General features: G+C 39.6%; 25 protein-coding genes and 1 tRNA gene. 16 read left to right on the top strand and 10 right to left on the bottom strand.

Features of this window, described 5'->3' with window-relative positions; genetic code table 11:
* Window positions 1-6: 6 nt before the first annotated feature.
* The 3 genes from EHQ70_RS17810 to EHQ70_RS17800 are packed head-to-tail and all read right to left on the bottom strand — an operon-like array spanning window position 7 to window position 3,509.
* Window positions 7-906, bottom strand: a complete 900-nt coding sequence (locus EHQ70_RS17810; RefSeq protein WP_135588708.1) for a decaprenyl-phosphate phosphoribosyltransferase — start codon at window positions 904-906, stop codon at window positions 7-9.
* Window positions 903-1,937: a hypothetical protein gene (locus EHQ70_RS17805; RefSeq protein WP_135588706.1), complete on the bottom strand. Its 1,035-nt coding sequence runs from the start codon at window positions 1,935-1,937 to the stop codon at window positions 903-905. Before EHQ70_RS17805 ends, EHQ70_RS17810 begins: the two co-directional genes overlap by 4 nt.
* Window positions 1,938-1,982: 45 nt before the next feature.
* On the bottom strand, window positions 1,983-3,509 hold the full coding sequence (locus tag EHQ70_RS17800) for a TrkH family potassium uptake protein (RefSeq protein ID WP_135588704.1): 1,527 nt from the start codon (window positions 3,507-3,509) through the stop codon (window positions 1,983-1,985).
* A gap of 126 nt (window positions 3,510-3,635) precedes the next feature.
* Between EHQ70_RS17800 and fusA the strand changes: the two genes are divergently transcribed.
* From fusA to prmC, 7 genes are all read left to right on the top strand, one after another.
* A complete protein-coding gene (fusA, locus tag EHQ70_RS17795) occupies window positions 3,636-5,753 on the top strand; it encodes an elongation factor G (protein WP_135588702.1) in 2,118 nt (705 codons plus the stop codon).
* A 102-nt stretch (window positions 5,754-5,855) separates the two neighbouring features.
* Window positions 5,856-6,494, top strand: a complete 639-nt coding sequence (locus tag EHQ70_RS17790; RefSeq protein WP_135588700.1) for an LIC_10271 family cell wall hydrolase — start codon at window positions 5,856-5,858, stop codon at window positions 6,492-6,494.
* Window positions 6,494-7,723 (top strand): amidohydrolase family protein, encoded by a 1,230-nt coding sequence (locus EHQ70_RS17785; protein ID WP_135588698.1) that lies wholly within the window; start codon window positions 6,494-6,496, stop codon window positions 7,721-7,723. The genes EHQ70_RS17790 and EHQ70_RS17785 overlap by 1 nt, the downstream gene beginning before the upstream one ends.
* A 25-nt stretch (window positions 7,724-7,748) precedes the next feature.
* Window positions 7,749-8,801, top strand: a complete 1,053-nt coding sequence (locus EHQ70_RS17780; protein WP_135588696.1) for a tetratricopeptide repeat protein — start codon at window positions 7,749-7,751, stop codon at window positions 8,799-8,801.
* Between the two features lie 11 nt (window positions 8,802-8,812).
* Window positions 8,813-9,445: a Crp/Fnr family transcriptional regulator gene (locus EHQ70_RS17775; protein WP_167481731.1), complete on the top strand. Its 633-nt coding sequence runs from the start codon at window positions 8,813-8,815 to the stop codon at window positions 9,443-9,445.
* A 2-nt stretch (window positions 9,446-9,447) separates the two neighbouring features.
* Window positions 9,448-9,520, top strand: a tRNA-Arg gene (locus EHQ70_RS17770).
* Between the two features lie 6 nt (window positions 9,521-9,526).
* Complete coding sequence (gene prmC, locus EHQ70_RS17765) at window positions 9,527-10,402, top strand: peptide chain release factor N(5)-glutamine methyltransferase (protein WP_135588692.1); 876 nt, start codon at window positions 9,527-9,529, stop codon at window positions 10,400-10,402.
* An 11-nt stretch (window positions 10,403-10,413) separates the two neighbouring features.
* Here prmC and EHQ70_RS17760 read toward each other — a convergent pair whose 3' ends face one another.
* Window positions 10,414-10,827, bottom strand: a complete 414-nt coding sequence (locus EHQ70_RS17760; RefSeq protein WP_135588690.1) for a MarR family winged helix-turn-helix transcriptional regulator — start codon at window positions 10,825-10,827, stop codon at window positions 10,414-10,416.
* 170 nt (window positions 10,828-10,997) lie between these two features.
* Here EHQ70_RS17760 and EHQ70_RS17755 point away from each other — a divergent pair, with 170 nt between their 5' ends.
* Window positions 10,998-11,858: an alpha/beta fold hydrolase gene (locus EHQ70_RS17755; RefSeq protein ID WP_135588688.1), complete on the top strand. Its 861-nt coding sequence runs from the start codon at window positions 10,998-11,000 to the stop codon at window positions 11,856-11,858.
* 90 nt (window positions 11,859-11,948) lie between these two features.
* Here EHQ70_RS17755 and EHQ70_RS17750 read toward each other — a convergent pair whose 3' ends face one another.
* Window positions 11,949-12,932 (bottom strand): malate dehydrogenase, encoded by a 984-nt coding sequence (locus tag EHQ70_RS17750; protein WP_135588686.1) that lies wholly within the window; start codon window positions 12,930-12,932, stop codon window positions 11,949-11,951.
* 31 nt (window positions 12,933-12,963) lie between these two features.
* Complete coding sequence (locus tag EHQ70_RS17745; protein WP_135588794.1) at window positions 12,964-14,013, bottom strand: DsbA family protein; 1,050 nt, start codon at window positions 14,011-14,013, stop codon at window positions 12,964-12,966.
* A gap of 161 nt (window positions 14,014-14,174) precedes the next feature.
* Between EHQ70_RS17745 and EHQ70_RS17740 the strand changes: the two genes are divergently transcribed.
* Window positions 14,175-14,492 (top strand): hypothetical protein, encoded by a 318-nt coding sequence (locus EHQ70_RS17740; protein WP_135588684.1) that lies wholly within the window; start codon window positions 14,175-14,177, stop codon window positions 14,490-14,492.
* Between the two features lie 2 nt (window positions 14,493-14,494).
* Window positions 14,495-15,133 carry a hypothetical protein gene (locus EHQ70_RS17735; RefSeq protein WP_135588682.1) on the top strand — a complete coding sequence of 213 codons (639 nt, stop codon included), beginning with the start codon at window positions 14,495-14,497 and terminating at the stop codon, window positions 15,131-15,133.
* Between the two features lies 1 nt (window position 15,134).
* Here the strand turns inward: EHQ70_RS17735 and thrB are convergent, their stop codons facing one another.
* From thrB to EHQ70_RS17720, 3 genes are read right to left on the bottom strand one after another with little or no spacing between them, the layout of a single operon-like run.
* Window positions 15,135-16,088, bottom strand: a complete 954-nt coding sequence (gene thrB, locus EHQ70_RS17730; RefSeq protein ID WP_135588680.1) for a homoserine kinase — start codon at window positions 16,086-16,088, stop codon at window positions 15,135-15,137.
* A gap of 34 nt (window positions 16,089-16,122) precedes the next feature.
* Window positions 16,123-17,643: a phytoene desaturase family protein gene (locus EHQ70_RS17725; protein WP_135588678.1), complete on the bottom strand. Its 1,521-nt coding sequence runs from the start codon at window positions 17,641-17,643 to the stop codon at window positions 16,123-16,125.
* A 54-nt stretch (window positions 17,644-17,697) separates the two neighbouring features.
* Window positions 17,698-18,882 carry an acyl-CoA dehydrogenase family protein gene (locus tag EHQ70_RS17720; RefSeq protein ID WP_135588676.1) on the bottom strand — a complete coding sequence of 395 codons (1,185 nt, stop codon included), beginning with the start codon at window positions 18,880-18,882 and terminating at the stop codon, window positions 17,698-17,700.
* 371 nt (window positions 18,883-19,253) lie between these two features.
* On the opposite strand from EHQ70_RS17720, the gene EHQ70_RS17715 reads away from it, so the two are divergent.
* On the top strand, window positions 19,254-20,726 hold the full coding sequence (locus EHQ70_RS17715) for an HD domain-containing phosphohydrolase (protein ID WP_135588674.1): 1,473 nt from the start codon (window positions 19,254-19,256) through the stop codon (window positions 20,724-20,726).
* Here EHQ70_RS17715 and EHQ70_RS17710 read toward each other — a convergent pair.
* Entirely contained in the window at window positions 20,723-22,072 is a 1,350-nt protein-coding gene (locus EHQ70_RS17710) for an adenylate/guanylate cyclase domain-containing protein (protein WP_135588792.1), read from the bottom strand. The two genes, EHQ70_RS17715 and EHQ70_RS17710, sit on opposite strands and share 4 nt — an antisense overlap.
* Window positions 22,073-22,155: 83 nt before the next feature.
* Here EHQ70_RS17710 and EHQ70_RS17705 point away from each other — a divergent pair, with 83 nt between their 5' ends.
* The 5 genes from EHQ70_RS17705 (at window position 22,156) to EHQ70_RS17685 (ending at window position 25,703) form a co-directional block, all read left to right on the top strand.
* Window positions 22,156-22,983 carry a hypothetical protein gene (locus tag EHQ70_RS17705; protein ID WP_135588672.1) on the top strand — a complete coding sequence of 276 codons (828 nt, stop codon included), beginning with the start codon at window positions 22,156-22,158 and terminating at the stop codon, window positions 22,981-22,983.
* Window positions 22,984-22,999: 16 nt separating this feature from the next.
* Window positions 23,000-23,299, top strand: a complete 300-nt coding sequence (locus EHQ70_RS18790; RefSeq protein WP_135588670.1) for an LIC10362 family protein — start codon at window positions 23,000-23,002, stop codon at window positions 23,297-23,299.
* A gap of 67 nt (window positions 23,300-23,366) precedes the next feature.
* Complete coding sequence (locus EHQ70_RS17695; protein WP_135588668.1) at window positions 23,367-24,128, top strand: electron transfer flavoprotein subunit beta/FixA family protein; 762 nt, start codon at window positions 23,367-23,369, stop codon at window positions 24,126-24,128.
* Window positions 24,129-24,138: 10 nt separating this feature from the next.
* On the top strand, window positions 24,139-25,098 hold the full coding sequence (locus EHQ70_RS17690) for an electron transfer flavoprotein subunit alpha/FixB family protein (protein WP_135588666.1): 960 nt from the start codon (window positions 24,139-24,141) through the stop codon (window positions 25,096-25,098).
* A 23-nt stretch (window positions 25,099-25,121) separates the two neighbouring features.
* On the top strand, window positions 25,122-25,703 hold the full coding sequence (locus EHQ70_RS17685; protein WP_135588664.1) for a LolA family protein: 582 nt from the start codon (window positions 25,122-25,124) through the stop codon (window positions 25,701-25,703).

The raw sequence follows: 25,703 nt of genomic DNA, 5'->3' as shown, positions 1-25,703 counted from the left end.
GTCTCTCTATTGTAAGACTGGCAGATGGCCGGATATGTTCCCAAACATTAAAAATAAGATGAGGAGTAACCAGATAAACCCGGAAACCAGAACACTGACATCTGTGAGAATGGCCTTGGTTGGATTATGACCCATGTTCTTTATATATATAATATAAAGAGATCTAAAGATTGCATACACAACAATGGGAACCGTATAAACCATATAAGGAGTTCCTAAACTTTTTGCTGTTTCTGGACTTACCGTATACATCACATAACTGACAAGAGTGAGTGTCGCAACTACTGCCATCATCAAATCTAAAAACTCGATTGAGTATTCTTCTAAAATCTTTCTATGTTTACCAGCATCTGTTTTTAGGATATTGATCTCTCCCCTACGTTTGGAAAAACCCCAAAAGAGAGCCAACATAAAAGTACAAAGTAATAACCAATGCGAAAACTCCACTCCAATAACTACAGCACCAGCAATGGCACGTAACACAAATCCAATGGAGATACTCATCACATCCAAAATCACAATATGTTTCAGAACTTTGCTATATAACATATTAAAAAGTAGGTAAAAGATAGTGAGGTAAAAGAAAACAGGTGAAAGTTTGTAAGCACCAATGAGTGCCACAGGTAAAATCACTCCCGTGATAGCCAAAGCAATTCCTGAATCCAATTCTCCACTTGCGAGTGGTCTATGTTTTTTTTCTGGATGTTTCGCGTCTTCCTTTTGATCCAAAAAGTCGTTAAAAACATATTGGCAACTAGCAACTAGAGAAAAACATAAAAATGCTAAACAAACTTTTGTTAACGAAGGGATTTCAAAGATTTTTTTAGAAAAAATCAGTCCGGCAAATAGGATCACATTTTTGATCCACTGAGGAACTCGCATTAATTTAAGATATAGGTAGATCATTTTTTCTTCACTTTATGGGCTTCAATGTATTTCATTTTTAATTTAATGGTTTTTGCATCATTTAGAGTAGGAAACACCAATTGGATTTGTGGATTAGACCCTGTTGTGATCATTTCCACCATCTCACCTGGTGATTGTTTACCAGCTGTTTTGATATCTATAATTTGCAAAAAATCCTGATAATCTTCCGGAAGTAAACTTGAACTCATTACTATTTTTTTAGAATAGATTTCCTTACCTTTAGAATCCAAAATACTAATTTGATCCAAAACAAAACGAATTCCTCTTTGTTCTAAAGGATCGATACGAAGTCCACCAAACTTGGACATCGACTCCGGGAGAGTCCATTCATATTCCACCCAGTTACCAATGTCTTTTTTCAAAACAGGTTTAGATACCGACAAAGATTCGGAAGTTTCTGGTTTATCACGACCGATAAAAGTGTATAATTTGATGGATTGGTCTCTCATCACCGGATATTTGTATTGGTTGTATGCGTATCCAAATATAGAAAAAAATAAAACAGCACTGAGTATCAAAAGCCTTAGTAGTCTGATGAAACGGAACTGATCCAATGTAGTTTGGAATCGTGCTTTAAAGTCTTTTGTGGATTCATACAAAAGATAATCATAAGTATCTACTGCTAAGGACAAAATTTCATCCATTTCTTTCTCAGTAAAATGGGAGAGTCTATCCAAAGTTTCTAAAAATCTAAATGGTTTTAATTTTCTATCTGTTTCAGGAATGGTAAAACCACTTAGATCACCACTGTATGGAATTTCTTTTTGGTTGGTTCTTAATAATTGGAAGTTCACTAAATCAAAGGCCAAAAATCGAAATAGAATTTTTGTTTCTTCTAACTTCTCATTTGACAAAAGAAGTTCTACAGATTCCAACCGAGACCCTAGTTGCGCCAAAACCTTTTTTTGAATTTCTTTTTGGTTCTCCAATGTTTGTTCCTGAGCATCCAAACTAGGAGCCTTCCAGGGGGAAAACAATAGATCTCTCATCTGCAATTTCACAAATACCAAGTCTAAACCGTCCTCAAATTACTAATACTGATTTTTATTTCCATTCTAACCGACTTGAATTTTCACACCATCGTCTACAGTTCCCATTTTAGGAACCCCAGAGTGACCCGTGGCCGCAATGAGTACTGTAAAAATTCCCACTCGCCCCACATACATCACAGCCGCATAAAATAACTTTTCGATGTCTCCCAATTGGGGTGTTAAGTTCAAACTAAAACCCACAGTGGAAAAAGTGGAGATGAGTTCAAAAAAGATGACATGTAAAGAATGTTGGTTTTGGTCCAAAATCCCAAGAAATATAAAAATAAAGGCCAAAGAAATTGTGGCAAGGAAGTAGACACGAATGGCAACAGCAACAGAGTTTTTAGAAACAATTTCACCAAACAACATCACCGGTTTGGAAGGTTGGATCACATTTTTCAAATAAGCTAATAACAAAACAAAAGTTGTAATTTTGATACCACCTGCCGTTCCTTGAGGTCCACCTCCAATAAACATCAACACAGTAATGATGATGATAGTCGCATCATTCAAATGACCTAGATCCATTGTAGAAAACCCAGCCGTACGAGAACATACCGACATGAAAAACGCATTGGATATTTTATCTACAAAAGCTAACTCATGAAAGGTGTGAGGATTAGATCGTTCCAAAAAATAGATTCCAATAAAACCAAACAACAACAAGGCGGAGGAACCATAAACCAAAAGTTTGGATTGGATCCTTGTGGTTTCTCCACGTAAATGTTTATTATAATCACCTAACCGATTTTCTAAAAAGGCAGAAAACTGAGCAGGGAGTAACAAAAGCCTAGGAACATTACCAGTTTTTAATGCTTTTTCCATCATCAGAGTTTCTGCCATCACTTCAATGCGGTAAACAATCCGCACAAACACAGTGAGGAGAAATTTTTCTAAAAGAATGATGACGGGAAATCCAATCCCACCAAAAATCACAAGTCCCGAAACAATGTACAATGAAAAAGGATCCAATCGAAGTGCACTTAGATCATCCGTGATGGAAAAACCAGCGTTGTTAAAAGAAGAGATTGCAGTGAAAATAGAAAAAAACCAACGACTGTTACTTCCCTCCACTCCTTCCGGCATATGGAGATAAAGCCCAATCGCTCCCAGGATTTCCAAAGAAAAAGATATATTGATAATGGAGAGTAACATCCGGTTCACTTCGTTAGTGGCGAGTGATTCCGTTTCGGCTTGGGTATCAATCGCGGCACCAACAAAAGCATTAAAACGAGTGTTTCGCGAAATTCCTTGGGTAATCAGAAATCCAACAATTACGGTAAAACTGATGATCCCAAGCCCTCCCAATTGGATGAGAAAAAGCATGATCCAATGAGTGGAAGGTTCGAGGCCAGAAAGTCGGACAGGAGAAAGTCCCGTCACACAAATGGAAGAGGCGGAAAGGTAAAAACTATCCACATAGGAAAGTTCCCCTGATTCGGAAATATAGAGGGCAACCGAACCTATTAGGATGGCAGCAAAAAAACCCAAACAAACCACTCGGGCAAAAGACAGTGTTCGAAAAAAACGATTGAGTCGCGCTAGTGGCATATTCCCCTAATCTCTACTTTCTCCAGGATTTTCCCTTTGACCAAAAATCCCAAGTACTTTACAAACGCAGTCCATTTCAGATTTTGGTAGAATCAATTCAACTTTAACCTTATTTTTGAGGAAAATATGACCTCTGCGACAGAAACAAAACGCGACCCTAAATTGGATAGAATCCGTAATATCGGAATTTCCGCACACATTGACTCGGGTAAAACAACCCTTACAGAACGTATTTTATTTTATACGAACAAAATCCATGCCATTCACGAAGTTCGTGGTAAAGACGGTGTGGGAGCTACTATGGACAGTATGGACCTCGAAAGAGAAAGAGGGATCACTATCCAATCAGCAGCAACTTATGCTACTTGGAAAGACATTACCATCAACATTATTGATACTCCAGGTCACGTTGACTTCACGATCGAAGTAGAACGTTCACTACGCGTACTTGACTCTGCAATTATGGTTCTTTGTGGGGTTGCTGGTGTTCAGTCTCAGTCCATCACTGTAGACCGACAAATGAAACGTTATAACGTTCCACGTGTTGCCTTTATCAACAAATTAGACCGTACAGGTGCTAACCCTTGGAGAGTCATCGACCAACTTCGTGAAAAACTTTTCTTGAATGCTCATGCAGTGCAACTTCCTATCGGACTCGAAAACGATCTGAAAGGAATTGTTGACCTTGTTGAAATGAAAGCATATTATTTCGAAGGTCCAAACGGACAAGATATCAAAATCACTGATATCCCTGATGAATTAAAAGACCAAGCTAACGAAAAACGAGAAGCTCTTCTTGATGCAGTTTCCCTTTTCAGTGATGAACTCACTGAAGAAATGTTAGAAGGTGCACCTACAGAAGCACGAATTAGAGAAGCGATTCGCCGCGGTGTTCTTGCTCTTAAATTTGTTCCTGTATTTATGGGTTCTGCCTTCAAAAACAAAGGGGTTCAAAGACTTCTAGATGGAGTTGCTGATTACCTTGCGTCTCCTTATGATGTTGATAACAAGGCAAAAGAAATTGGAAACGAAGAAAACGAATTCAGTTTAGAATCAGATCCAGAAAAACCACTCGTTTGTCTTGCGTTCAAACTAGAAGACGGTCGTTACGGTCAGTTAACTTACGTTCGTGTTTACCAAGGTAGACTCGAAAAAGGTATGACGATCTACAATTCATCTAACAACAAACGCCACAACATTGGACGTCTTGTTCGTATGCACTCAAACGACATGGAAGATATTACCAAAGCAGAAGCTGGAGATATCGTAGCTCTATTCGGTATTGATTGTGCTTCCGGAGATACATTCACTGATGGAAAAGCAAAAGTGACTATGGAGTCCATGTTTGTTCCAAATCCGGTGATCTCTCTTACAATTGAATGTAAAGAATCAAAACAACTTCCAAACCTTGCAAAGGCTCTCAACCGTTTCACTAAGGAAGATCCTACCTTCCAAACAGAAATTGATAAAGAGTCTGGACAAACCATCATCAAAGGGATGGGAGAACTCCACCTCGAAGTATACATTGAACGTATGAAACGTGAATACGGTGTGGATCTCGTCACTGGAGCACCACAGGTTGCTTACCGTGAAACCATCACTAAGTCTGCAGACTTTGATTACACTCATAAAAAACAAACGGGTGGTCAAGGTCAGTTCTCTCGTGTGGCTGGTTTCATCGAACCAATCCCACAAGAAGAAGGAAAGGATTACGAATTCGTAGATAAAATCGTAGGTGGATCCATCCCTCGCGAATACATCGGATCTTGTGACAAAGGTTTCCGTTCTTGTTTAGAAAGAGGATCTCTCATTGGATTCCCTATCATCGGAGTTCGTTGTGTGATCAATGACGGTGCTTACCATGATGTGGATTCATCAGATATGGCATTCCAAATTGGTGCTCGTTACGGATTCCGCCAAGGATTCGGAAAAGCAGCTCCTATCATCCTCGAACCAATCATGAGAGTGGAAGTGGAAGGTCCTACTGAATTCCAAGGTGCGATCCTTGCTTCTGTCAACCAAAGACGTGGTATGATTTTAAACACAACTGAAGAAAACGGTTATGCTAAGATTGAAGCGGAAGTTCCATTAGCGGATATGTTCGGATACTCCACAGTTCTTCGTTCTTCTACTCAAGGAAAAGCAGAGTTTGCTATGGAATTTTCCAAGTATGCTCCTGTTCCAAGAAACGTAGCGGACGAGCTTATGAAAAAATACAAGGTCAACAACAAAGAAGAAGAATAATCACAATTCTTTCTCTAGTTTGATTTTGGAAAAGGCGGGGGAACCCGCCTTTTTTATTGCCCTCTCTCTTTTAGCTGTCGATACATTTAGAAGGGACAGCGAATGCGAAAACTTCGATACATTCTATTCTTTTTGGGTATCTTCCTTCTATCCCCAGTTTCCGCCAAACAAAGTCAAAAACCCGAAATTCCATCTTCTTACCGTGTGGTAAAAGGGGATTCCTGGTTTGGGATTGCTAAAAAATTCAAAATCTCCGCTGAAACCTTAGCCAAGTTAAATGGCCGTACCACCTCTGAAAATTTATATGAAAAAGAACTGCTTAGGATTCCCAAAGGGAATGAAAAGGTTTCTGTTTCTCCCGAATCACTCATCAAAGAAAAACCCTCCTACCCTTTGGATAAAAAAGAAAGAGTATTAAAGAAATTTTCAGAACTCACTTATGATCCTCATAAAGGGATTCAATTCCAAAGAGGAACCTCGTCCCTTGTACGGGCGAGTCTTCCTGGAAAAGTAGTGCATGTAGATTATATGGATGGGTATGAAAACTTTGTGGTTTTAGAACACCAAAATGGACTCTATACTGTGTATGGAAATCTTGAACGAATCCAAGTCACAGAAGGCCAACAAGTGAAACCAAAAGACAGACTCGGAATTTTATCCAAAGACAAAGGCCTCTACTTTCAAGTGAACAAACAAAAACAAAGTTTAAATCCCGAACGAATTCTGGAGAACGGAATCTAATGGCAAACCCTGTCCTATTCCAATCAGGTTCCGTTTATCGTAACGGAAAACTAGAGACCTTGGATCTGCTTTCCGAAGGTGAAAAAATCACTGCGATTGATTCTTCTCTATCGCCTAAACAAGACTCATTCACTGTATCCTTAAAAGGAAAAAAACTCTATCCTGGTTTTATCAATTCCCACGACCACTTACTCGCAAGTTACCTTCCCAAAGTGGGAGGAACCGAAAAACACCAATCCTGGTTGTCTTATGACAATTTGTATAAAAGTTCAGGAGTGTTTGCCGAACGACAACAAGTAGATCCTGAAATTTTATATTATCTCGGTGCCTATAAAAACCTTTTTGCAGGTGTCACAACTGTGTTTGATCATATTCCTCATCATGTACAAAATCCATTTCGGGGGATTCTTCCGGTAAAACTCATCTCCGATTATACGTTAGCTCATTCCATTGGAAATTATAGTTTGGGTTGGGGAGAAGGCCCGGCACTTGAATATAGAATGGCAGAACATGCAGGCCTTCCCTTTGTGACCCATCTTGCAGAAGGACTCGATGATGATTCGAAATTATCTCTGCGTCATTTGGAAAAAATGGATGCTCTTGGCGGACATTCTGTACTGGTTCACTGTTTGCCATTTGGACACAAAGAAGTAGAAAAAATTTTAGAAAAAGGTGCTTCTGTTGTTTGGTGCCCGACTTCCAACCTTCATATCTTTGGCAAAACAACAAACATCAAACTCTTTTTAGATATGGGAGTTAACGTATGTTTGGGGACAGATTTTTCACCAAGTGGATCCTTAAACCTTTTAGAAGAATTAAAAACAGCAAAATCAATTTACTTTGGATTGTATGGGGAAGAATTACCAGAATCTACATTACTTAAAATGATTACAGAAAACCCAAGAAAAGCCTTTCGATTAGGCAATCCAGATGCACTTATGCCAGGTCTTTCTGCAGATTTACTCATAATAAACGATGATAAAAAAGATACGGAAATCCATGTGTCGGAACTTTCTTGGAAACATATTGATCTTGTTGTGATTGATGGATACCCAATTTATGGGTCACAAGAATACAAGTCACTCTTTCTTCATTTCGGTTTAGAAACAGAAGAATTTACCATCGATGGTAAAACTAAATTGGTTGCTGGTTCACCAAAAAAACTCTTGAAACAAGTTTCTGACAGTGTCGGTTATAAAAAGAGTTTGGCTTTTTTACCTAATTTTTGAAAATGAAGCGCAAGCGAGGCATGAGTTGTCAGGTCCCATAGTACGTAATTACAAAGGAGGTTCCATCGTCTACTTCGAGAAAGACAAGGCGGAGGATATCTTTGTACTACAAAAAGGTCGTGTTGTACTAACTTACACGAATATCAACGGTGTGGAGCTGAAAGAGGATGTAAAACTCGGTGAGTTTTTCGGAGTTAAGAGTGCCATCGGTCGTTACCCAAGGGAAGAGACGGCTCAAGTCATAGGAGCCGCTACAGTTCTTGTCTTCAAAGTCCCAGAATTCGAGAAATTTGTCTCAGACAAAACCCATCTCATCATCAAAATGCTAAAGGTGTTCTCAAGCCAACTCAGGCAAGTCCATCGCCAGGTTAGGGAAATCCTCGGACAAGGGGAAGCCAAGAATCCAGCTTTCGAACTTATGAACGTTGCTGAAGTTTTTTATAAAAATGGCAATTTCGAACACGCTGCCTACGCATTTGAAAAATACTTACAACATTATCCGGACGGAATGTACGTTGATCGGGCAAGACAACTTGTTGACCTAGCTCGCAAAAAAACACCTTTCCCTCTCACCATACAAGAGTTAGTTTACAAACCAGAACCTGGAGCACAGGCCGGGAAACTCCAAGAGATGTTAAAAACAATGGCAGTTCCATCGCAAACCTCTGGTTCCAACATTGATCCAAACTCTATCCTTTCCCAATATGACAAAGCCTCTACTCTTATGAATGCAGGGAAATACGCAGATTCGATTGATCTATTCAAAACAGTTTCGGAAAGAACAGATTCGGTAACTCAAGAAGAAGAACAGTTTGTAGAAAACTCATTATTTTACATGGGTAAATCTAGTTTCAAAGCCAAAGACTATCCAAGTGCCATCACTCATTTTTCTAGTTTTATTAAAAAATACCCAAAAGGTCTTTTACTTAAAGAAAATCTTTACCACCTAGCGCTTGCTACAGAAGCCTCTGGTGATAAAGAAAAGTCAAAACAGTTATTCCAAAAGGTAACCCAAATGCCACCTTTGGATGATAGTATCTCTGAAGATGCTAAATCCAAACTCAAAGGAGGCAAATAGTGAACGATCAAATGTTGGAAGCTATGTTTGGCAAATTTGGAAAGATCTTCCAACCAAACGAAGTTTTGTTTTGTGAATACGAACCCGGTAACGACTTTTACCTTATCAAAGAAGGAAAAGTCAAAATCACAAAAACCATTGGAACCAGTATCAAAACCTTGGATGTATTAGAAGCGGGAGATATTTTGGGAGAGATGGCTATTTTAGAGGAACAACCTCGTTCTGCCACTGCCATTGCCGTGACAGAAGTGAAAGCCCTTAATTTCAATCGTGCCAATTTCGAAATGCTGATGACCAAAAACCCAGCACTTGCGATGAAACTCCTTCATATTTTTTCCTTTCGAATTTACGACCAAAAACGACGTCTTATGATCCTTCTCATGGATGATATCATTGGAAAAGTATGTGACGTCTTTGTTATGTTATACGAAAAGCAGTATAATAACGATGTATACAATGAAATTATCCTTTCTGCCACTGTGGACGATATTGCCAATTGGTGTGCCCAACCTGTCGGTGAAGTCCAAAAGGTCCTCATGCAATATGTAAAAACTGGCAAACTAGATCTCTATCCAGATAAAATTGTTATTCACAATATCTCCGATTTCCAAAGGATAGTGAATCAGAAACGTAAACCTACGTAAAAGCTCCCATAGCTCAGGTGGATAGAGCACTAGTTTCCTAAACTGGGGACACAGGTTCGAATCCTGTTGGGGGCATAAGATATGGCGGAACAACCAGGAACTCTTCTTTATTATCTAAAACGATCTACAGAATTTCTAGAAAAAAAGGAAATTCCAAATCCCCGTGTAGATGCAGAATGGATTCTTTCTGATCTTTTAAATCTCCCTCGGATCAAACTCTATTCTCAATTTGAAATGCCACTCGGCCAAAAAGAAATTGATATTTATCGCGAACGAATTGTTGAACGAAGCAAAAGAAAACCCGTTGCCTATATTACTGGTAAAAAGGGATTTCATAAATTTGAATACTTGGTAACGGATGATGTTCTCATCCCAAGACCGGAAACCGAAGAACTAGTCGATTACCTTTGGAAAAAAAAAGAAGAGTTATCATTCGTCGAACCAAAAGAAATTCAAATTTGGGATCTTTGTTCGGGAAGTGGATGTATTGGCCTTAGCCTAACACAGCTTCTACCATCGAGCGTTGTGACCCTCTCAGACTTATCTGAAAAAGCAATCGATGTGAGCCGCCGAAATGCAGAAAAATACAACCTCAAAGACAGAACCAATTTTTATGTTTCTGATTTGGACTCATCTCTTCCTAAAGAATTACAATTTGATTTGATTGTTTCTAATCCTCCTTATATCCCAGAATCAGAAAAACCGGAAATAATGCCGGATGTTTTAGACTATGAACCACATATGGCCTTATTTGTTTCTGATTTCAAAGAATTCCACAAACGATTGTTATCTGCTGTTAAATCGAGACTACTTCCGGGTGGAAAACTAATGATGGAAACCCATCCTTTGTATATGGATGATTTGGAAGAGATCGCGAGAGGTTTAGGATTTGTTTCTACAAAAAGGATTTTAGACAGTTCTAAAAAAGATCGTTTTTTCTTTGCAGAAGTTTCTTAACTTACCTAATTTTATTTTCCATTCCCATTCAGCTGCACAGAGGATTGGATTTTAAAAAGAAGCAAATAAAGTTCCTTTTCATCTGCCTCTGTTAAATCCTTTCTAAACACAAGATCAGCCGCGGTGACAATAGGAAGTCCCTTTTCCCAAATTTCTTTTCCTTTTTTGGTAAGTCGTAAAACATAATTTCGTTTGTCTTGTGGAGAAACTTCTCGTTTCACCCATGATTTTTTCACCCAACCATCCACAAGTCGGGAAACAGTGGTTTTGTCTTTTACCAAACGTTCACTTAAAACTTTTTGGTTTAAACTTTCTGACTCTACCAAAGGGAGAATTTGCATCCATTCCTCAAACCGGATCCCGATTTTGTTTTTTGAAAATTCATCCGCAAGAAACCGCCTCATCAGAAGCAAAGTTTCGCTCATATAAATCCCGAGGTAATTCGTTATCCCGTTCCCTTTCACTACACCAGTCCAATTGTTTTTTAGAAACCTTCAAGTCTTTTTTAGTTGCAGATAGCAACCATATAGTTGTATATAGCAACTATATTAAAAACATAAAAAAATAGAAACTATTCTAACCTTGAGGAAATGTTATGGAATGGAAATACCAAACAATTGAAAGAGAGGGATTTGCCCTCCAAGTGGCAGAGAACAATATAGAGGGCCCTCCTCTATTTTGGATCGGAAGTGCTTTGTATTATCCGAGAGTCATCCCCCTAGAGATGGCGAAGAGATACAAAATCACCGTGGTGGATCAAAGAGGATTTGCCAAACGAACTCGTTCGGAAAAAGAAACAACGGATGATTACTGTTTAGAAAAATTACTAGAGGACTTTTCCTTCATACAAACAGAGTTAGGTATCCCTTCCTGTCCTGTCATTGGCCATTCAGGTCATGGGTATATGGCGCTAAGCTATGCAGACAAATATCCAAACAAGGTCTCCCACCTCGGAATGATTTCCACAGGCCCAAGCCACGGAAGTCCCATGTTAGAGGCAGAAGTTTATTTCGACAGGCAAGCATCTGACACTCGTAAAACGGCACATTTACAAAACCAAATCCAGTTTCAAAAAAATATAAAGGAGACACCTTCGGATTTTTTCATCCATTACTGTGTGAGTTTGGAAGCAAAAGGATTCTACCAAGTTCCGTTTCCTTCTCGGATGTTTTGGAAAGGAATCCATACAAACAAACTTGCCTTTGATCATTTGTTTGGAGAAGTCTTTCGGGATATTGTTGTTTCAGATTATTTCAAAAAACTTAAGGTTCCCATTTGGATTTGTATGGGGAAAGAAGATTTCCAGGTCGCACCCTATTATACTTGGGAACCTATTTTAAAAGAGTTTCCAGATATTAAAATGACTGTAATGGAAAAATCCAGTCACTTACCTTTTTTGGAAAGGCCGGATGTATTTTTAATTCAATTGGAAAATTGGTTAGCTGGTCGGGAATAAAAAAGCCCGCAACCAATCGGTGAGCGAGCTTTCCTTAAATTCAGAAATTTTAGTCTTTAGAGAATTACTTCTTTTAAGACTAAAAAGGGTTTAACCTAACATATCTTTGACTTCGTTTCTTTCTTCTTTCAACTCGTTGTGAGTGATGTCAAATTTTTCCTTACCGAAAGCATTGATTTCAAGACCAGTAACGATCTCTACTTTTTTCCCATCAGACTTCAAAGGGTATCCAAAGATAAGACCTTTGTCCACACCATACTCACCATTGGAATGGCAAGCTGCACTGAACCAGTCACCAGCTTTTGTAGGAGTGACAATGTTATGCACTGTATCGACTACTGCGTTTGCTGCCGATGCTGCAGAAGACGCTCCGCGTGCTGCGATGATTGCGGCTCCACGTTTTTGAACGGTAGAGATAAAATCACCTTTCAACCATTCGTGGTCAGAGATCACGTCAGTTGCTACTTTTCCTTGGATTTTTGCGTTGTAGAAGTCTGGGTATTGAGTTGCAGAGTGGTTTCCCCAAATCGCAACATTAGAAACGTCTTTTACAAGAACTCCTGCTTTCTGAGCTAGTTGTGTTTTTGCACGGTTTTCATCCAGACCTGTCATCGCAAACCATCTGTCAGACGGAACCCCTTTTGCGTTGTTCATTGCAATGAGAGCGTTTGTATTACAAGGGTTACCAACAACTAAAACTCTTACGTCACTTGCAGCATTCTTTTCGATTGCTTTTCCTTGTGTTGTAAAAATTCCACCGTTGATTTTAAGAAGGTCTCCCCTTTCCATTCCCGCTTTTCTTGGAACAGAACCAACAAGGAGTGCCCAGTTGATGTCACGGAACGCTTCATCGATGTTAGAAGATACAGATACTTTTTCCAAAAGAGGAAAAGCACAGTCATCTAATTCCATGATAACACCTTTAGCAGCAGGAAGAGCTTGTTCTAGTTCCAACAATTGGAGTTCTACTGCAGTGTCAGGTCCAAACATTTGTCCTGAAGCGATACGAAATAGGAGTGCGTATCCGATTTGTCCGGCAGCACCTGTAACAGCAACTTTTACTTTTTTGCTCATATAAATTTTCCTTTAATTTTATAATTTATGATTATTGTTTTAATTCTTTTTGGATGATCTCATCAAAGTTTTCGAAAGGTAAAGCTCCCGAAACAAAGATCCCATTGATAAAAAATGCAGGAGTTCCGCTCACACCCACTTTTTGTCCGTCTTGAATGTCCGCATCAATTTCTGCTTTCAAAGTAGATGCATCTTTCATACAAGCTTGGTATTTATCTTTAGAAAGACCTGCTTTTAAAACCAAAGCATCCACATTCGCCTTACCTAAGTTCCCGCTGTTTTCAAAAAGTATGTTGAATACATCCCAATACTTTCCTTCTGATACGGAACAATTAGCAGCCATGTGAGCATACATTGCATCTTGATGGAAAGGAAGCGGGAAATCACGGAACACCCAACGAATTTGACCTTTGTATTTTTCGCGAAGTTGTTGGTTCACATCTTGGCTTCGTTTACAAAATGGACATTCAAAATCAGAAAATTCGATGATTGTGATTTTTGCATCTTTCGGTCCGATTGATGGATTATTTTTTTCTTCTACTGTCACGCGGACGGCGGCTGGTTCTTTGATTAAAAATTCAACAGGGTATTTAGTTACGATATCACGATAAACAGTTCGGCTATGTTCTTGTTCTTGTTGGTTTTTTAAAAATCCAACAATTTTATCTTTTGTTTCATTTAAGGATTTTCCACCTAACTGAGCCTTGTTGGACATATAAACATTTAGAATTTCTTCTTCGGATGGTTCTCTAGGAGTGAATCCTTGATTTAATACTTCAGATGGTTTGATGTTTTTATCTTTAGCAACCAGTTCGAATAGTTTGTCTTGAGCAAATTCACCGAGTGTGTTTTTGATAAGACTTTTGTATTCTGACTGGAATTTTGAATAAGCAATGGGAGAAGTTTCTTTCACATCACTCAGGTCATATTTTTTTCCGCCGATACTGACTGCATCTTGGGTAATGTATTCCCGAACAAAGGAAGGAACACTGACAATAAAGAGTAGGGCGAAAACGAGGTTGGTCGCTAGGACGATTTTGGAGATGGGATTTTCCATCCACTTTTTAAAAATATTTTCCATCCCTGCCAGCTTCTCGGCCATAAAGCGGACAATCAAACGGAAAAAAGCTAAAAAAATAGTCGATTTTCGCTAAAGCCATCTCGCAAATATCCGAAAATCTGAGGGAGGGAAAAGACAATTTTTTCTCAAAAGCTGATCCTGAACACGGAGGTTTGGGAAAAATGAACATAATCAACATTCAAGGAAATTCGCACCTAACGGTTCCTCCCCCGCTCCCAACCCAAACGGGGAAACAATCAGAGGATGGAAAAGAATCCCTTCCTGAAAAATCCCAAGAATTGCGGGGAAACAAAGGGGTGGAAAAAGAACTAGAGTCAAAAGTGAAACCGGAAGATCTGGTTTTAAAACCAACTCCTGCGTCTTTGGAAGAAAAATTAAACCAAATCATTTCCCCGGAAGAAGTGAAAGACTTACTTTCTCTTGTCACACGAACTCCCCTACCGTCCCTCAAAAACCATAAGGTAGATACAAAAAGGTAAGATTGTTTCTTAGTATTGCCATTCTTGATAGCTTCATCCTAGTCCTTAGCGGGATCTTAACCGTTTCCATTTTAGGACTAGGACTTGTTGTGTACAACCAGTTCATCCATCCGATCATATCCAGAAAAGATTCAGACCGCTTCATTCCAGTCCAAACTGGGGACAAATATGATCTTGTCGTGGATGAACTAAGCCGATTCGCAAGTTTCCAAGTGGGAAGTAAAACGGGACAACTGGCTACTCGTTGTAATGCGATCACGGAAGACCATCTCATCTTCCAATTCAAAAAAAGTAGAGATAGCGAAGATTATACCATTACTGTTTTAAAAAACGGTCCAACTTTCTACAAACCTCCAAGAATGGAACATTATGGAAAAATGGAATCCAAAGAAAGTTTTGAATCTTATGAAATCATTGGCCACCCTGCCGAATTTCGAATCTCGGATAAAATAACAAAAGAACGGATGGTGAATTTTATTGAAGTCTCCCTCACCTCTTCTTTTTATTTCAACCGGTCTGGAAAAGAACGGATGAAATTTACTTTCGAAGTGGGAAAAATCCAACCAGGGATTAACAGAAAGATTCGGTTTAGAGGTGATGTTTACGGGTTCGGAAAAGAAGAAGGAGCCGAAGAAGACTAAACTATTTTGTTTGGATGCGAACCCCGAGCCCATCTGGTTTCACTCGTCGAAATTGATACGAAATTCCAGAAGCCAACATTCCTTTTTTTACCATCTCTTCCAATTCTGCCTGTTTTGTTTTGACAGCCTTTCTTTCGAGAAACATTAGTAGGCTTGGTCCCGAACCCGACAAACAATAACCAATACCTGCTTCTTTCAAAGACTCCGCCAAACCAAATAGTGGAGAGGTATTTGGAATTCGGTATGGAGTATGCATTTTATCTTCCAAACCGACAAGAAGGTCACCAAACTTACGTTTGTCTAAAAAATGCATCCATGCACCAATCCTAGACAAATTAAAAATAACATCAGAGGTTGTATACGTTTTAGGAAGTGCTTTCCTAGATTCTTCTGTAGAAACATGAAACTCTGGAGTTAACACAAAAATGGAAACGGAAGACGGGAATTTTTTTCTAAAATACCGCAAAGGTTCACCAAATGTAGAGTAGGCGAACACAAACCCACCCAAATAAGCCGGTAGTGTATTGTCAGGATGACCTTCGAACTCAGCCAAATACTGAGTAAAATCCGGTTCTGTAGGTAAGGATTTTGGTTCGATCCTTTTATGAACTTCGCGAGCAAGTGTTAGCCCCGCCACAATGGCCGAGGCACTGGAACCAAGCCCACCCTTCAAAGGTAAGGCCAAGGTCATTTTACAATGATAAGGTGGTGGATTTATACTTGGTAAAAATTTTTGGAAATAAGAAAGGTAAGACTGATAAACCAAATCTTCTTTTGCAGAAAATGGCAACTTCTGCCCGTTTTTTAATTCGGTTTTAGATTCCGTAATTTCTTTAGAAAAACTAAATTCAAATTCATTACGAAGATCCAATGCAAGGCCCATGAGATCGAAACCGGGCCCCAAGTTGGCAGAAGTTCCCGGCACTTGGATGAAAATCTTAGGAAGGCGAACCATCGTTTCGCCCAGGCTCTACGACCGGTTTCGAAAATCAACCTCTCTTTCGATCAGAGAATTGTTCTACAGCATGAAGGCCACCAAGGACTACGGCCGGAATTCCTTGGCCTGGATAGACAGTATCTCCCGTAAGAAGTAAATTTGGATCTTCCGAACGGTTACTCAACATTTTGAATGGATTCGAAAAATAGGAACTGGGAATCCCTCCCACCCTACCAAATTTCCTACCTGTCCAGGTTTTCCATGTAACAGGCGTTGCAGAATGTAAAAATAAAATTTTGTCTTTTTGAAACCAAGGGAACTTTTCTACTAAGGTTTGAATGATGATCGATTCTATTTTTTTCTTTTTTTCTGGGTAAGAAACATCCCGAATCCAAGATTCAGGATTTTCTATATGGGTAGAAAACGAAAGGATACGAATGCCTTCTGGGGAACGAATGGGATCCTCGGGATGGGAAAGAGAAAGAAAAAGCGAATTTCCTCCTCCATATGGCAGACCGTCCTTCAAATGGATTTGGTGGTGAAGGCATTCTGTTTTTGTCCATTCTTCGGAAGGATTGGTTTGTATGGCAATCCCCATGGAAAAAGCACCCCAAATTCCTTTTTCAAACTTTGTAGTTTTCTTTTTTAGTTTTGGTAGATCCTCAGTAATCTCTGTTAGGTTCCAAATAGGAAGATTCGAAACCACCAATGGAGCATAAAATAAAAAATTCTCTCTATTTTTAGTTCTTAACTCCCAAACCAAATCCTCCTTCCCTTCGGCAAAACTGATTTTTTTCAGATCTGTGACTTCTTGTTTGTAGAGAATCTTTCCGCCATTGGCTTCTATTCGACTCAGGATCGTTTCCGCAAGAGATACCATTCCTCCCCGAACAACATAGTTTTGTAATTGTGGGTAAGTGAGACCAACGGAGGCAAAGGCCATGGAAATTTTTGTCGATGTTGTTTGGCTTGTGATCAAAAGTTGTTCTTCTAAAAACCGAATCCATTCCTTGTTCTGAGTCAGACCCAAAGAGATTAAAACCAAACGTAAGGAGATAAAAGAAAAAAATAAAACAATTACGTCTGAAGGTCGAAACGAACCAATCGATTTCCATACATCGGAAAGATTTTTAAAAGGAAAGAATTTGTATCTCTCGGACAAACTCCAAAGTGAATCAGAGATAAAAAAACAAAGTTTCCAAAATACCTCCATCCGCAAACCACCACCGAACACACGTTTGGCCTCTTTATTCCATTCTGCGCGATCCCTATAACGTTCAATGGTTTTTTCATGCAAATGAACCACCATCGATCGTTTTAGAGGGATAAGAGGAAATTGAATTTTGAATTCGGTAGAGAGTTTATGGAAAGGAAGTCCAGGTTCCAAACCGACGAGAGTTGTTGCCCCTGATTCAAAGACAAAACCACTCTTTCGGAAACTAGATGCACAACTACCAGGAGCCGTGCTTTTTTCTAAAACCAAAACTCTTTTGCCTTTTTCAGAAAGGGACAAAGCGGCACTAAGGCCACCAAACCCGGAACCAATGACCACTACATCCCAATCTATATCCATCCTCCTTGTAGACAGAAGTCAACGAGAGGACAGATACTATTTAAAAAAATGGGATCACTCAGACCAAAGTTTTTTTAAGTCACTGGCAATGTTCTTTTGCATGGCTTCGTTCGTTCCGCCACCAATACTGAGTAAAATGGCATCCCTGTGTAATCGTTCCACCGGATATTCGCGGCAATACCCATACCCACCTAATACTTGGATGGCATTTCTGGAAACACGTTCCGCCATTTGAGTGGCCACAAGTTTTGCAGAAGCAGCACCAAGCGAGTTACGAACGTCAGGTCCAAGTTCACTTGCCACTTGGTATACCAAAGCACGTGCGGCTTGGTAATCTGCATAAGACTCAGCCACCATCCTTTGGATTTGGCCAAACTCCATTAATTTTTTACCGAAGGCTTCTCTATGACGAATGGTATAATCACACATGATATCGATACAGCGACGAGCAATCCCAAGTGATTGTGCTGCCAGTGTCACTCGTTCAATTTCTAAATTGCGCATCATATGGGTAACAGCACCATTTTCTACACCAAGTAAATTCTCTTCAGGAACCTCCATATCTTCGAACACAAGTTGTGTTGTTGGTGAAGAACGCATTCCCATTTTTTCTTCTTTTTTACCGACCGAAAAACCTTTGTAAGACGATTCAATGACAAAGGACGTCATCTTTTTTCCATTTTTTTCTAACTTGGTATAAAGAACAAAAACCTGACCAATGGATCCGTTGGTGATGTATTGTTTCACTCCATTGATGATATAACGATCTCCCTTCTTCACTGCATGTGTGGTCATTCCAAGGACATCAGTTCCGGCCCCAGGTTCCGTCATTCCCATACCACCGATCCATTCCCCAGTGATCACCTTACTCAAATAACGACTTCTTTGAGAAGAATTAGAACTATAGAAAAAATTATTCACAAAAAGTACTTCGTGGGCTAAATATGATAAAGTAAATCCGGGATCAAACCTAGACATCTCTTCATGGATGATGACAGAGGCAAGAGGATCCAGTCCATGACCACCATCGGCCTCAGGCACTGTGATTCCAAAAATTCCAAGTTCGGAACCAAGACGTTTGAATAACATTGTATTAAACGTTTCTTTTTCATCGTTTTCTTTGGCTTGTTCGTCCATTTCCCTTTCTGCAAAGGACGCCACTGACTCGCGGAGCGCCAAATGGTCTTCTGTGGGATTGAATAAATCTAGTGATGATTTTTTTGTAGTAACGATACTCATAGAGAATATTTTTTCGTACTTTTCCTGAACCTGTAAACGAAAAAACCAGAGCTCTCTACATTCCAACTAGCGAAATTGCTACAAAAACGAACAGATAATCAGTAAAGAAATCTATGTTACGCTTAAAGATAGCGGAATACACTAACCAAAGTTATCCTACAATTTCATTATTGACACAAGTTTCATAATGATAAAACAAAAACTACATTTACCAATAGAAGAACTACTTATAATTAGTGATTATCCTATGAGGAAAATCCTAGATGATAAAAACTAATCATTAAATACAGGAATACTTTACAATTTATTGATTCTATTGAAACATCACTAAAACATTCGAAAAAATCTTTCGTCGAATCAACCGAAATGCAATGAGCACTAACGATACAAACATAGTACCTCGAGATAAGCTCGCCAAATTTGAGTTAACTGAAGAATCTTTAAACAGCTTCCGCAAAAATAATAATATCCCTCTCGACCTTTACAACAAGGACGGACAAATCCTCATTCATAAAAAAAGAAACCCTACAGAAGCAGATTTTGGAAAACTACTCAAGTTCGAAATGCAAGGGGTTTACTTTCTTATTTCTGAATTGAAAAAAGCCAAACATCACGGCAATGATCATACATTTTTAGAACCTGGTCGCACAACCAAACTATTTGATCAGGAAAAAACGTCTCGTTTTGCCAAACAATCCCAAGCACTCATCGAAGATCTTCGCAAAACCTCTTTCTCTTCAGAACAAGCTGTTTTCGTTCAAAACTCTGTGAACGAACTTCTCACCGACTTCACTAGCAATCCTGATTACGAACTTGGTATTTTTAATATTTTAGAAATCCTGGGAGTGGCTGGGGTTTCTGTAGAATCAGAGCTTATGACCAAACGCACTGTTGTGGCGATGGGGATGAAGGTTCGCACCAAAAAGATCGTGAACGAAGGGAAAGAAGAATCCAATAAAAAAGACCATTTGAGTCTAATGATGGCAAGTTATTTGGCGGATGTAGGATACTCTAGGCTTGATATCAAAAACAATCCTAAACTCACCAAAGAAGAATATGCCGTTGTCCAACAACATCCTATCATCAGTTATTTGATGACTCTTCCTGCTCCAGAAATTGATTCCCATGTTCGCACTTTAATTTTAAACCATCATAGACCTTACCGCGGGAACGGCGTAAACAATAACTTTCCTGATCCAAGGTCTTTATTCACCAAACTCATGTCAGTTCGTGATAAATACAATAAAGAAGTCGGAAAAGAAAGAATCACACAAGACATTGAGCTCCAACTCCACTTACAAGAAAACAATGTTACCTCTGGAAGTTTTGAAGAAGACATTGCCATACTTTCCCTTGCCAGCGAATACGCATCCCTCACTTCCAATCAACCTTGGAGACCTGCATTCAAATCCTCCACGGCACTGAAAATGATTCTAAACGATTCATTTTTTTCTTATAGTAACAAAAACATCAGACATCTATTGGATTATGTAGGAAGTTCTCTCACTAACAACGAAAACATTGTGAACTTTGGAGACTTTGTCATCACTGCTTCCGTGGATTCAGAGAGACGTGCGCATTTTGACATTTGTATTGTATTAGAAGTAGGCCGTTACCAAACAAGACCCAAACTCCAAAGAATATGCAGCATCAATCCTGTATTTCAAAAAGGAAACAAATTCAAAATTGCTGATTTTGATTTGCATAGTATTAAAATCGATCGTAGAAAAGCCATTATGGACTTGGCCTTACAAGCTGGTACATCTCGTGTCATTTATATCATTGATCCCGAACTGAACCCTGCCCTTCACGAAGCTGTTTACAAAATCAATATGGCCTCCTAAACTAAGTTTGGTGCATATAAATGAATTTTTTGTTCTCTTCCAGAAAGAGATACAGATTCTTTTTTATCCCAACCAAGAGGAGAACCTGTCTCCAACCAAACTGCTTCCGAAATCAAAAAAGAAACTCCCAAATCTTTACACGCAGATTCGATACGTGATGCTGTATTCACCGTATCTCCAATGACGGTGTATTCCATTCTCTCTTCGGAACCAATACTTCCGCAAAAAACTTCTCCCGCATGAATCCCGATTCCAATTTTGATTTCAGACTCTCCCTTAGAAGTTCGCTCCTGGTTCCAACTGTTTAATTCCTCTAACATAGACTTGGCGGCAAGGACTGCATTTTTAGAATCTTCTCCCTCCTTGTCGGAAGGAGAAGGAGTACCGAAGGTAGCCATCACCGCATCCCCAATGAATTTATCCAAACTTCCGCTGTGTTTAAAAATGGCACGCACCATACGACGGCGAAATTCTGTTAAGAAGATGGAAAGTTCTTCTGGATCCATAGGTTCCGAAAACTGAGTGAATCCTCTGATATCACTAAAAAGTACGGTAACCTTTTGTCGTTTGCCTTTTGCAATCACTTCAGGCTCCGATACAATTTCAGAAACCAGATCTGGTGAAAAGTAACGAGACAAAGTTGTTTTTTGGGATTCTGCGGCCGCAAATTTCAATAACATCCTTAGGCTTCGAAAGATCGCATAGGAGATCGCAAAAACCAAAACCAGATACACAGTAGGTTTGGTCACAGAAGCATCCGACAAAATGATTTGGTCTCCGAGTACATACTCATGCCAATCCATACCGCTAACAGAATTTGTATCGACTAAGGCATAAAAAAGAAATCCATAATAACTGATTAGAAAACAAACAAAGGAAAAATTAACGAGTGAAAACCGGTATTGAAACAAACTCAAAGACAATGGCAAAAGATAAAATACAACCAAAGGAGTTTTGACAAGAAAGTTTGGGTTTCCTTCTCCTTTTAAAATGTACCAATTATAAATGGTAACCGTTATGAGTAGGTTATCGATAAACAAACTAATATAATCATATTTTGTTTTCCAATGACCCCTACTTTTCTTTAGAATTTGATAATGGATAAACGTATTTAAAAAATAAATTGTGATCCCAACAAAGTTAATCAAGTATCCAAAAATAGAATCTATATTGCTGAGATTGGCAACCGCGCTGGCAACCAGGGCCACTCCAATCACATACCGAAACCGAACCGCAAATAAAGCACCCATTTGTTCTTCTCGAAATAAAAGATCAGACATATAACGAGGGAACTGGTCTCGGATGCAGTAAACAGAACGAACGGCACGAACAATAGAGGCGAACATAGCCAGACATTCTAACACGGAAAGTTTTGGTGCAAGGGAATTTTCTTTTTGCAAATTTTGAATCCTTAGGATTTCAATGAATCATGTTCCCAAACGGATTTGCCATTCGATTCGGAAAACTTAGCTCCTTCCTTGCGATCGATGTCCTTGTTTCGCTTTTGGCAAACCTTTCCTTTTTTTCTCTTTATGGAAACGAGAAGATTCGTTTCACCCTCCTAATTTTTTATACCAGTTCTGTTTGGGCTCTTTATTTGGCAGACCATCTATGGGATTCATTCCGAGAGAAGGAACCCTTTTCAGAACGAGGAATATTTTATCAAAATTTCCGACTTCTTATTGTTAGTTTTTTGATCTTCATGATTTTCCTTTCTCTTTTCACGGGTATCTACTTTGAATTTTCTTTCCTTCTGAGAAATTTTCCCCTAACGTTTAGTTTTGTTTTTTTCCTAATTTTGATAGTGACCTATTGTTCTCCTATACCCAAAGAAATTTTGGTCTCCGTATTTTATACCTTAGGTGTGATCGCCCCTTTTACATCCATTACCTGTTTGGATCCATTGGTGTGGATATTTTTGATCCATGTATTCGCCAACGTCCTTCTCACCTACAATACTGACCGCGAATTTGATCTCGTGCAAAACACCTTTACCTTAAACCAATTTGGGAAACCAGAAACCGTAAGAAAGTTTGTCCGCTTTCTTTTGTGTTTGGGCTCTCTCCTTCTCTTGGGGATGGGAATTTGGGGTGGTCTCCAGCTTCCTTTTCTTTTGGGGATGGGTCTCGCCTATCTATGGCTTGGTGTTTGCAGTTTTTTGAGAGGAGGAAACTTTCAATTCAAGTCTCTTTGCGAATTCTCCTACCTACCACTCTTCCTACCCCAGATCTTTTTTTTCTTCTCCCTACTTCCTTAAAATTTAGGGTGGGTTTATGTGGTTACTCATCTTACATTCGATTGCACTTTTTCTCTTTGTCCTACTCTATTCTTTCCGATTTCGAAAATTGGTGTCAAATCCCGAAGAAAATATCCTAGTGCAAATCCATCTGGCCACAGACGACTGGAAATCCACTCCGAATCTCGTCCTCCTGAGCGCTTTTGTCCTCTTCCTTCTCTTCCCTCTGACCCTAGGCTTTTCCTTCTACCTGAAAACCGATGCAAACGTCCTTGTTGTCATTCTTTGGATCATTTGGGCCTACAATTGGAGCAAATACACGTTCTGGAGAGAATAATGTACTTCCCTTATGACTTCCCTCACGTTTTCTGGTCTTAGGTAATCCACGATAACGGGGTTAAGGAATGAAAATTGTTGTTCTAGTAAAGCAGGTTCCGGATACGGAAACCAATATCAAAGTCGGCGACAAATCGATCAACGAAGCTGGCGTAAAATGGATCATCTCTCCTTATGATGAATTTGCAATCGAAGAGGGAATTAGAATTCGTGAAAAAAGCGGTGGAGAAGTCATCGCGGTGTCCCTCGGCCCAGACCGTGCAGTAGAAGCTCTTCGCACTGCCTATGCTATGGGTGTAGACAGAGCCGTTCATGTAAAAGTGGATGACTATGTAACTTTTGACTCTACATACACTTCCGAACTTCTTGCAAGCCTCATCAAAGCAGAAAATGCAGATGTAGTCATTGGTGGTCGTCAATCTATCGACACTGACAGCTCACAAGTTGTAGTTCAAATTGCAGAGAGATTGAATGTTCCTCACGTAGCTATGGCCCTCAAACTTGAGTTTGACGGAAACAAAGTAACTGCAACTCGTGAAATCGAAGGTGGAACAGAAGTAGTAGAAACTACAGCTCCTCTAGCAGTCACTGCGCAAAAAGGTTTGAATGAACCAAGATACCCAAGTTTAAAAGGGATCATGTCTGCGAAGAAAAAACCGGTAGATGTTAAAAAACCGGAAGAACTCGGAGCAACAGGATCTAAACTCGAAGTAGTATCTCTCGAACCACCTCCTCCACGTATCGCTGGTCGAAAACTGGAAGCAGCAGATGCAGCAGGTTTTGCATCTCAACTTGTAAAAGCTCTTCGCGAAGAAGCGAAGGTCATCTAAGGAGACGAACATGGCTGATGTTTTAGTAGTTGGTGAATTAAAAAACGGCGAACTTAAAAAAATCTCAAAAGAACTCACTTCTGCAGCTCGCAAAATTGCGGACTCCATTGGTGGAAAAGTTCATACAGTAGTCATTACTGAAAACGTTGATACGTTTGCAGGTGATTTGAAAGCGGTTGGTGCTGATACAGTAATCGGTGCAAACCTTGGTGAATTTTCTCCTGAAGGTTATGCAAATGGAATTTTTGCAATCATCCAAGAGAAAAAACCAGCAGTGGTTTTAATTCCACACTCTGCGCAAGGAAAAGAATACTCTGCAAGAGTAGCGATCAAAGCAAATGCTGGAATCGTTGCGGATGCGGTTGGTCTTTCTGTTGACGGTGGTAAAGTGGTTGCTAAGAAACCAATTTACTCTGGAAAAGCGTATGCAAATTTCAAAGTCACTTCTGACATTCAAATCTTTACAGTTCGTGCTAACTCACAAGAAGTAACTCCTAAAGACGGAGCAGGTGCAGTAGAAAAATCTGGTGCAGCAGCTGGTGAAGTAAGAACTAAGTCTATCTCTAAAGATCTTTCTGGTGGAAACAAAGTGCAACTTGCTGATGCTTCTATCATTGTATCTGGCGGACGCGGAATCAAAGGACCAGAAAACTGGCCTATCATCCAAGACTTGGCTGATACTCTTGGTGCAGCACTTGGTGCTTCCCGTGCGACTGTAGATGCTGGTTGGATTTCTCACTCACACCAAGTAGGACAAACAGGTAAAACTGTCTCCCCTAACTGTTACATTGCTTGTGGTATCTCCGGAGCCATCCAACACTTAGCAGGTATGGGTTCTTCTAAATACATCGTTGCCATCAACAAAGATGGAGATGCTCCTATTTTCAAAGTAGCAACTTACGGTGTGGTTGCAGACCTTTTCGAAGTAGTGCCTGCACTTACTTCTGAGTTCAAAAAAGTATTGGGTTAATTCCCAATACGAACTATCAAACTTTGAGGAATTTCCTTCCTAAATTTTCGATTGTTCTCCTTTTCTCTGTCCAAACGGGTTTCCTTTGGGCAGAGGATGGAAGGGATCGTCTGAATGCCGTCATTGGCAAAATGAATTCCCTTGAAAGTTTTCGCGCCTCAGTTGCCATCAATGGTGGTCTGACTGGTGTAGTTTCCTTCAAAAGCCCAAACCAACTCCACGTTCGTTTCAGTGATGGAAGGATCATTTCTTCCAATGGTCGAATTTTATGGTTTTACAATCCAGACTCATCGATTGCAGGAAAACAAGACCTGAAAGGTGTTTCGGGTGGCCTTGGTGGCCTTCTTTCTGGTTACGAAAATGTGTCGGTAAGTGGCAGAACTTTTCGTCTTACTTCTAATACAAAGCGTTATAATGAAATTATCTTGGTTGTTTCCGAAAACGACCTACCTCGTGTACTCAAAATGAAACGTTCCGATGAAGAAATCACTGAAGTAGCCTTCTCTGGCATTGCTACAAATATTGGTCTTGGAACCGGACTATTTAACTTTCAACCTCCCACAAGCTCACAAATTGTTGAGAACCCTCTCAACCAAAAGGAGTGA

It is taken from the genome of Leptospira congkakensis (genome assembly GCF_004770265.1).
Classification (GTDB): Bacteria; Spirochaetota; Leptospiria; order Leptospirales; family Leptospiraceae; genus Leptospira_A; species Leptospira_A congkakensis.
This window is presented reverse-complemented; position numbering and strand designations above follow the sequence as displayed.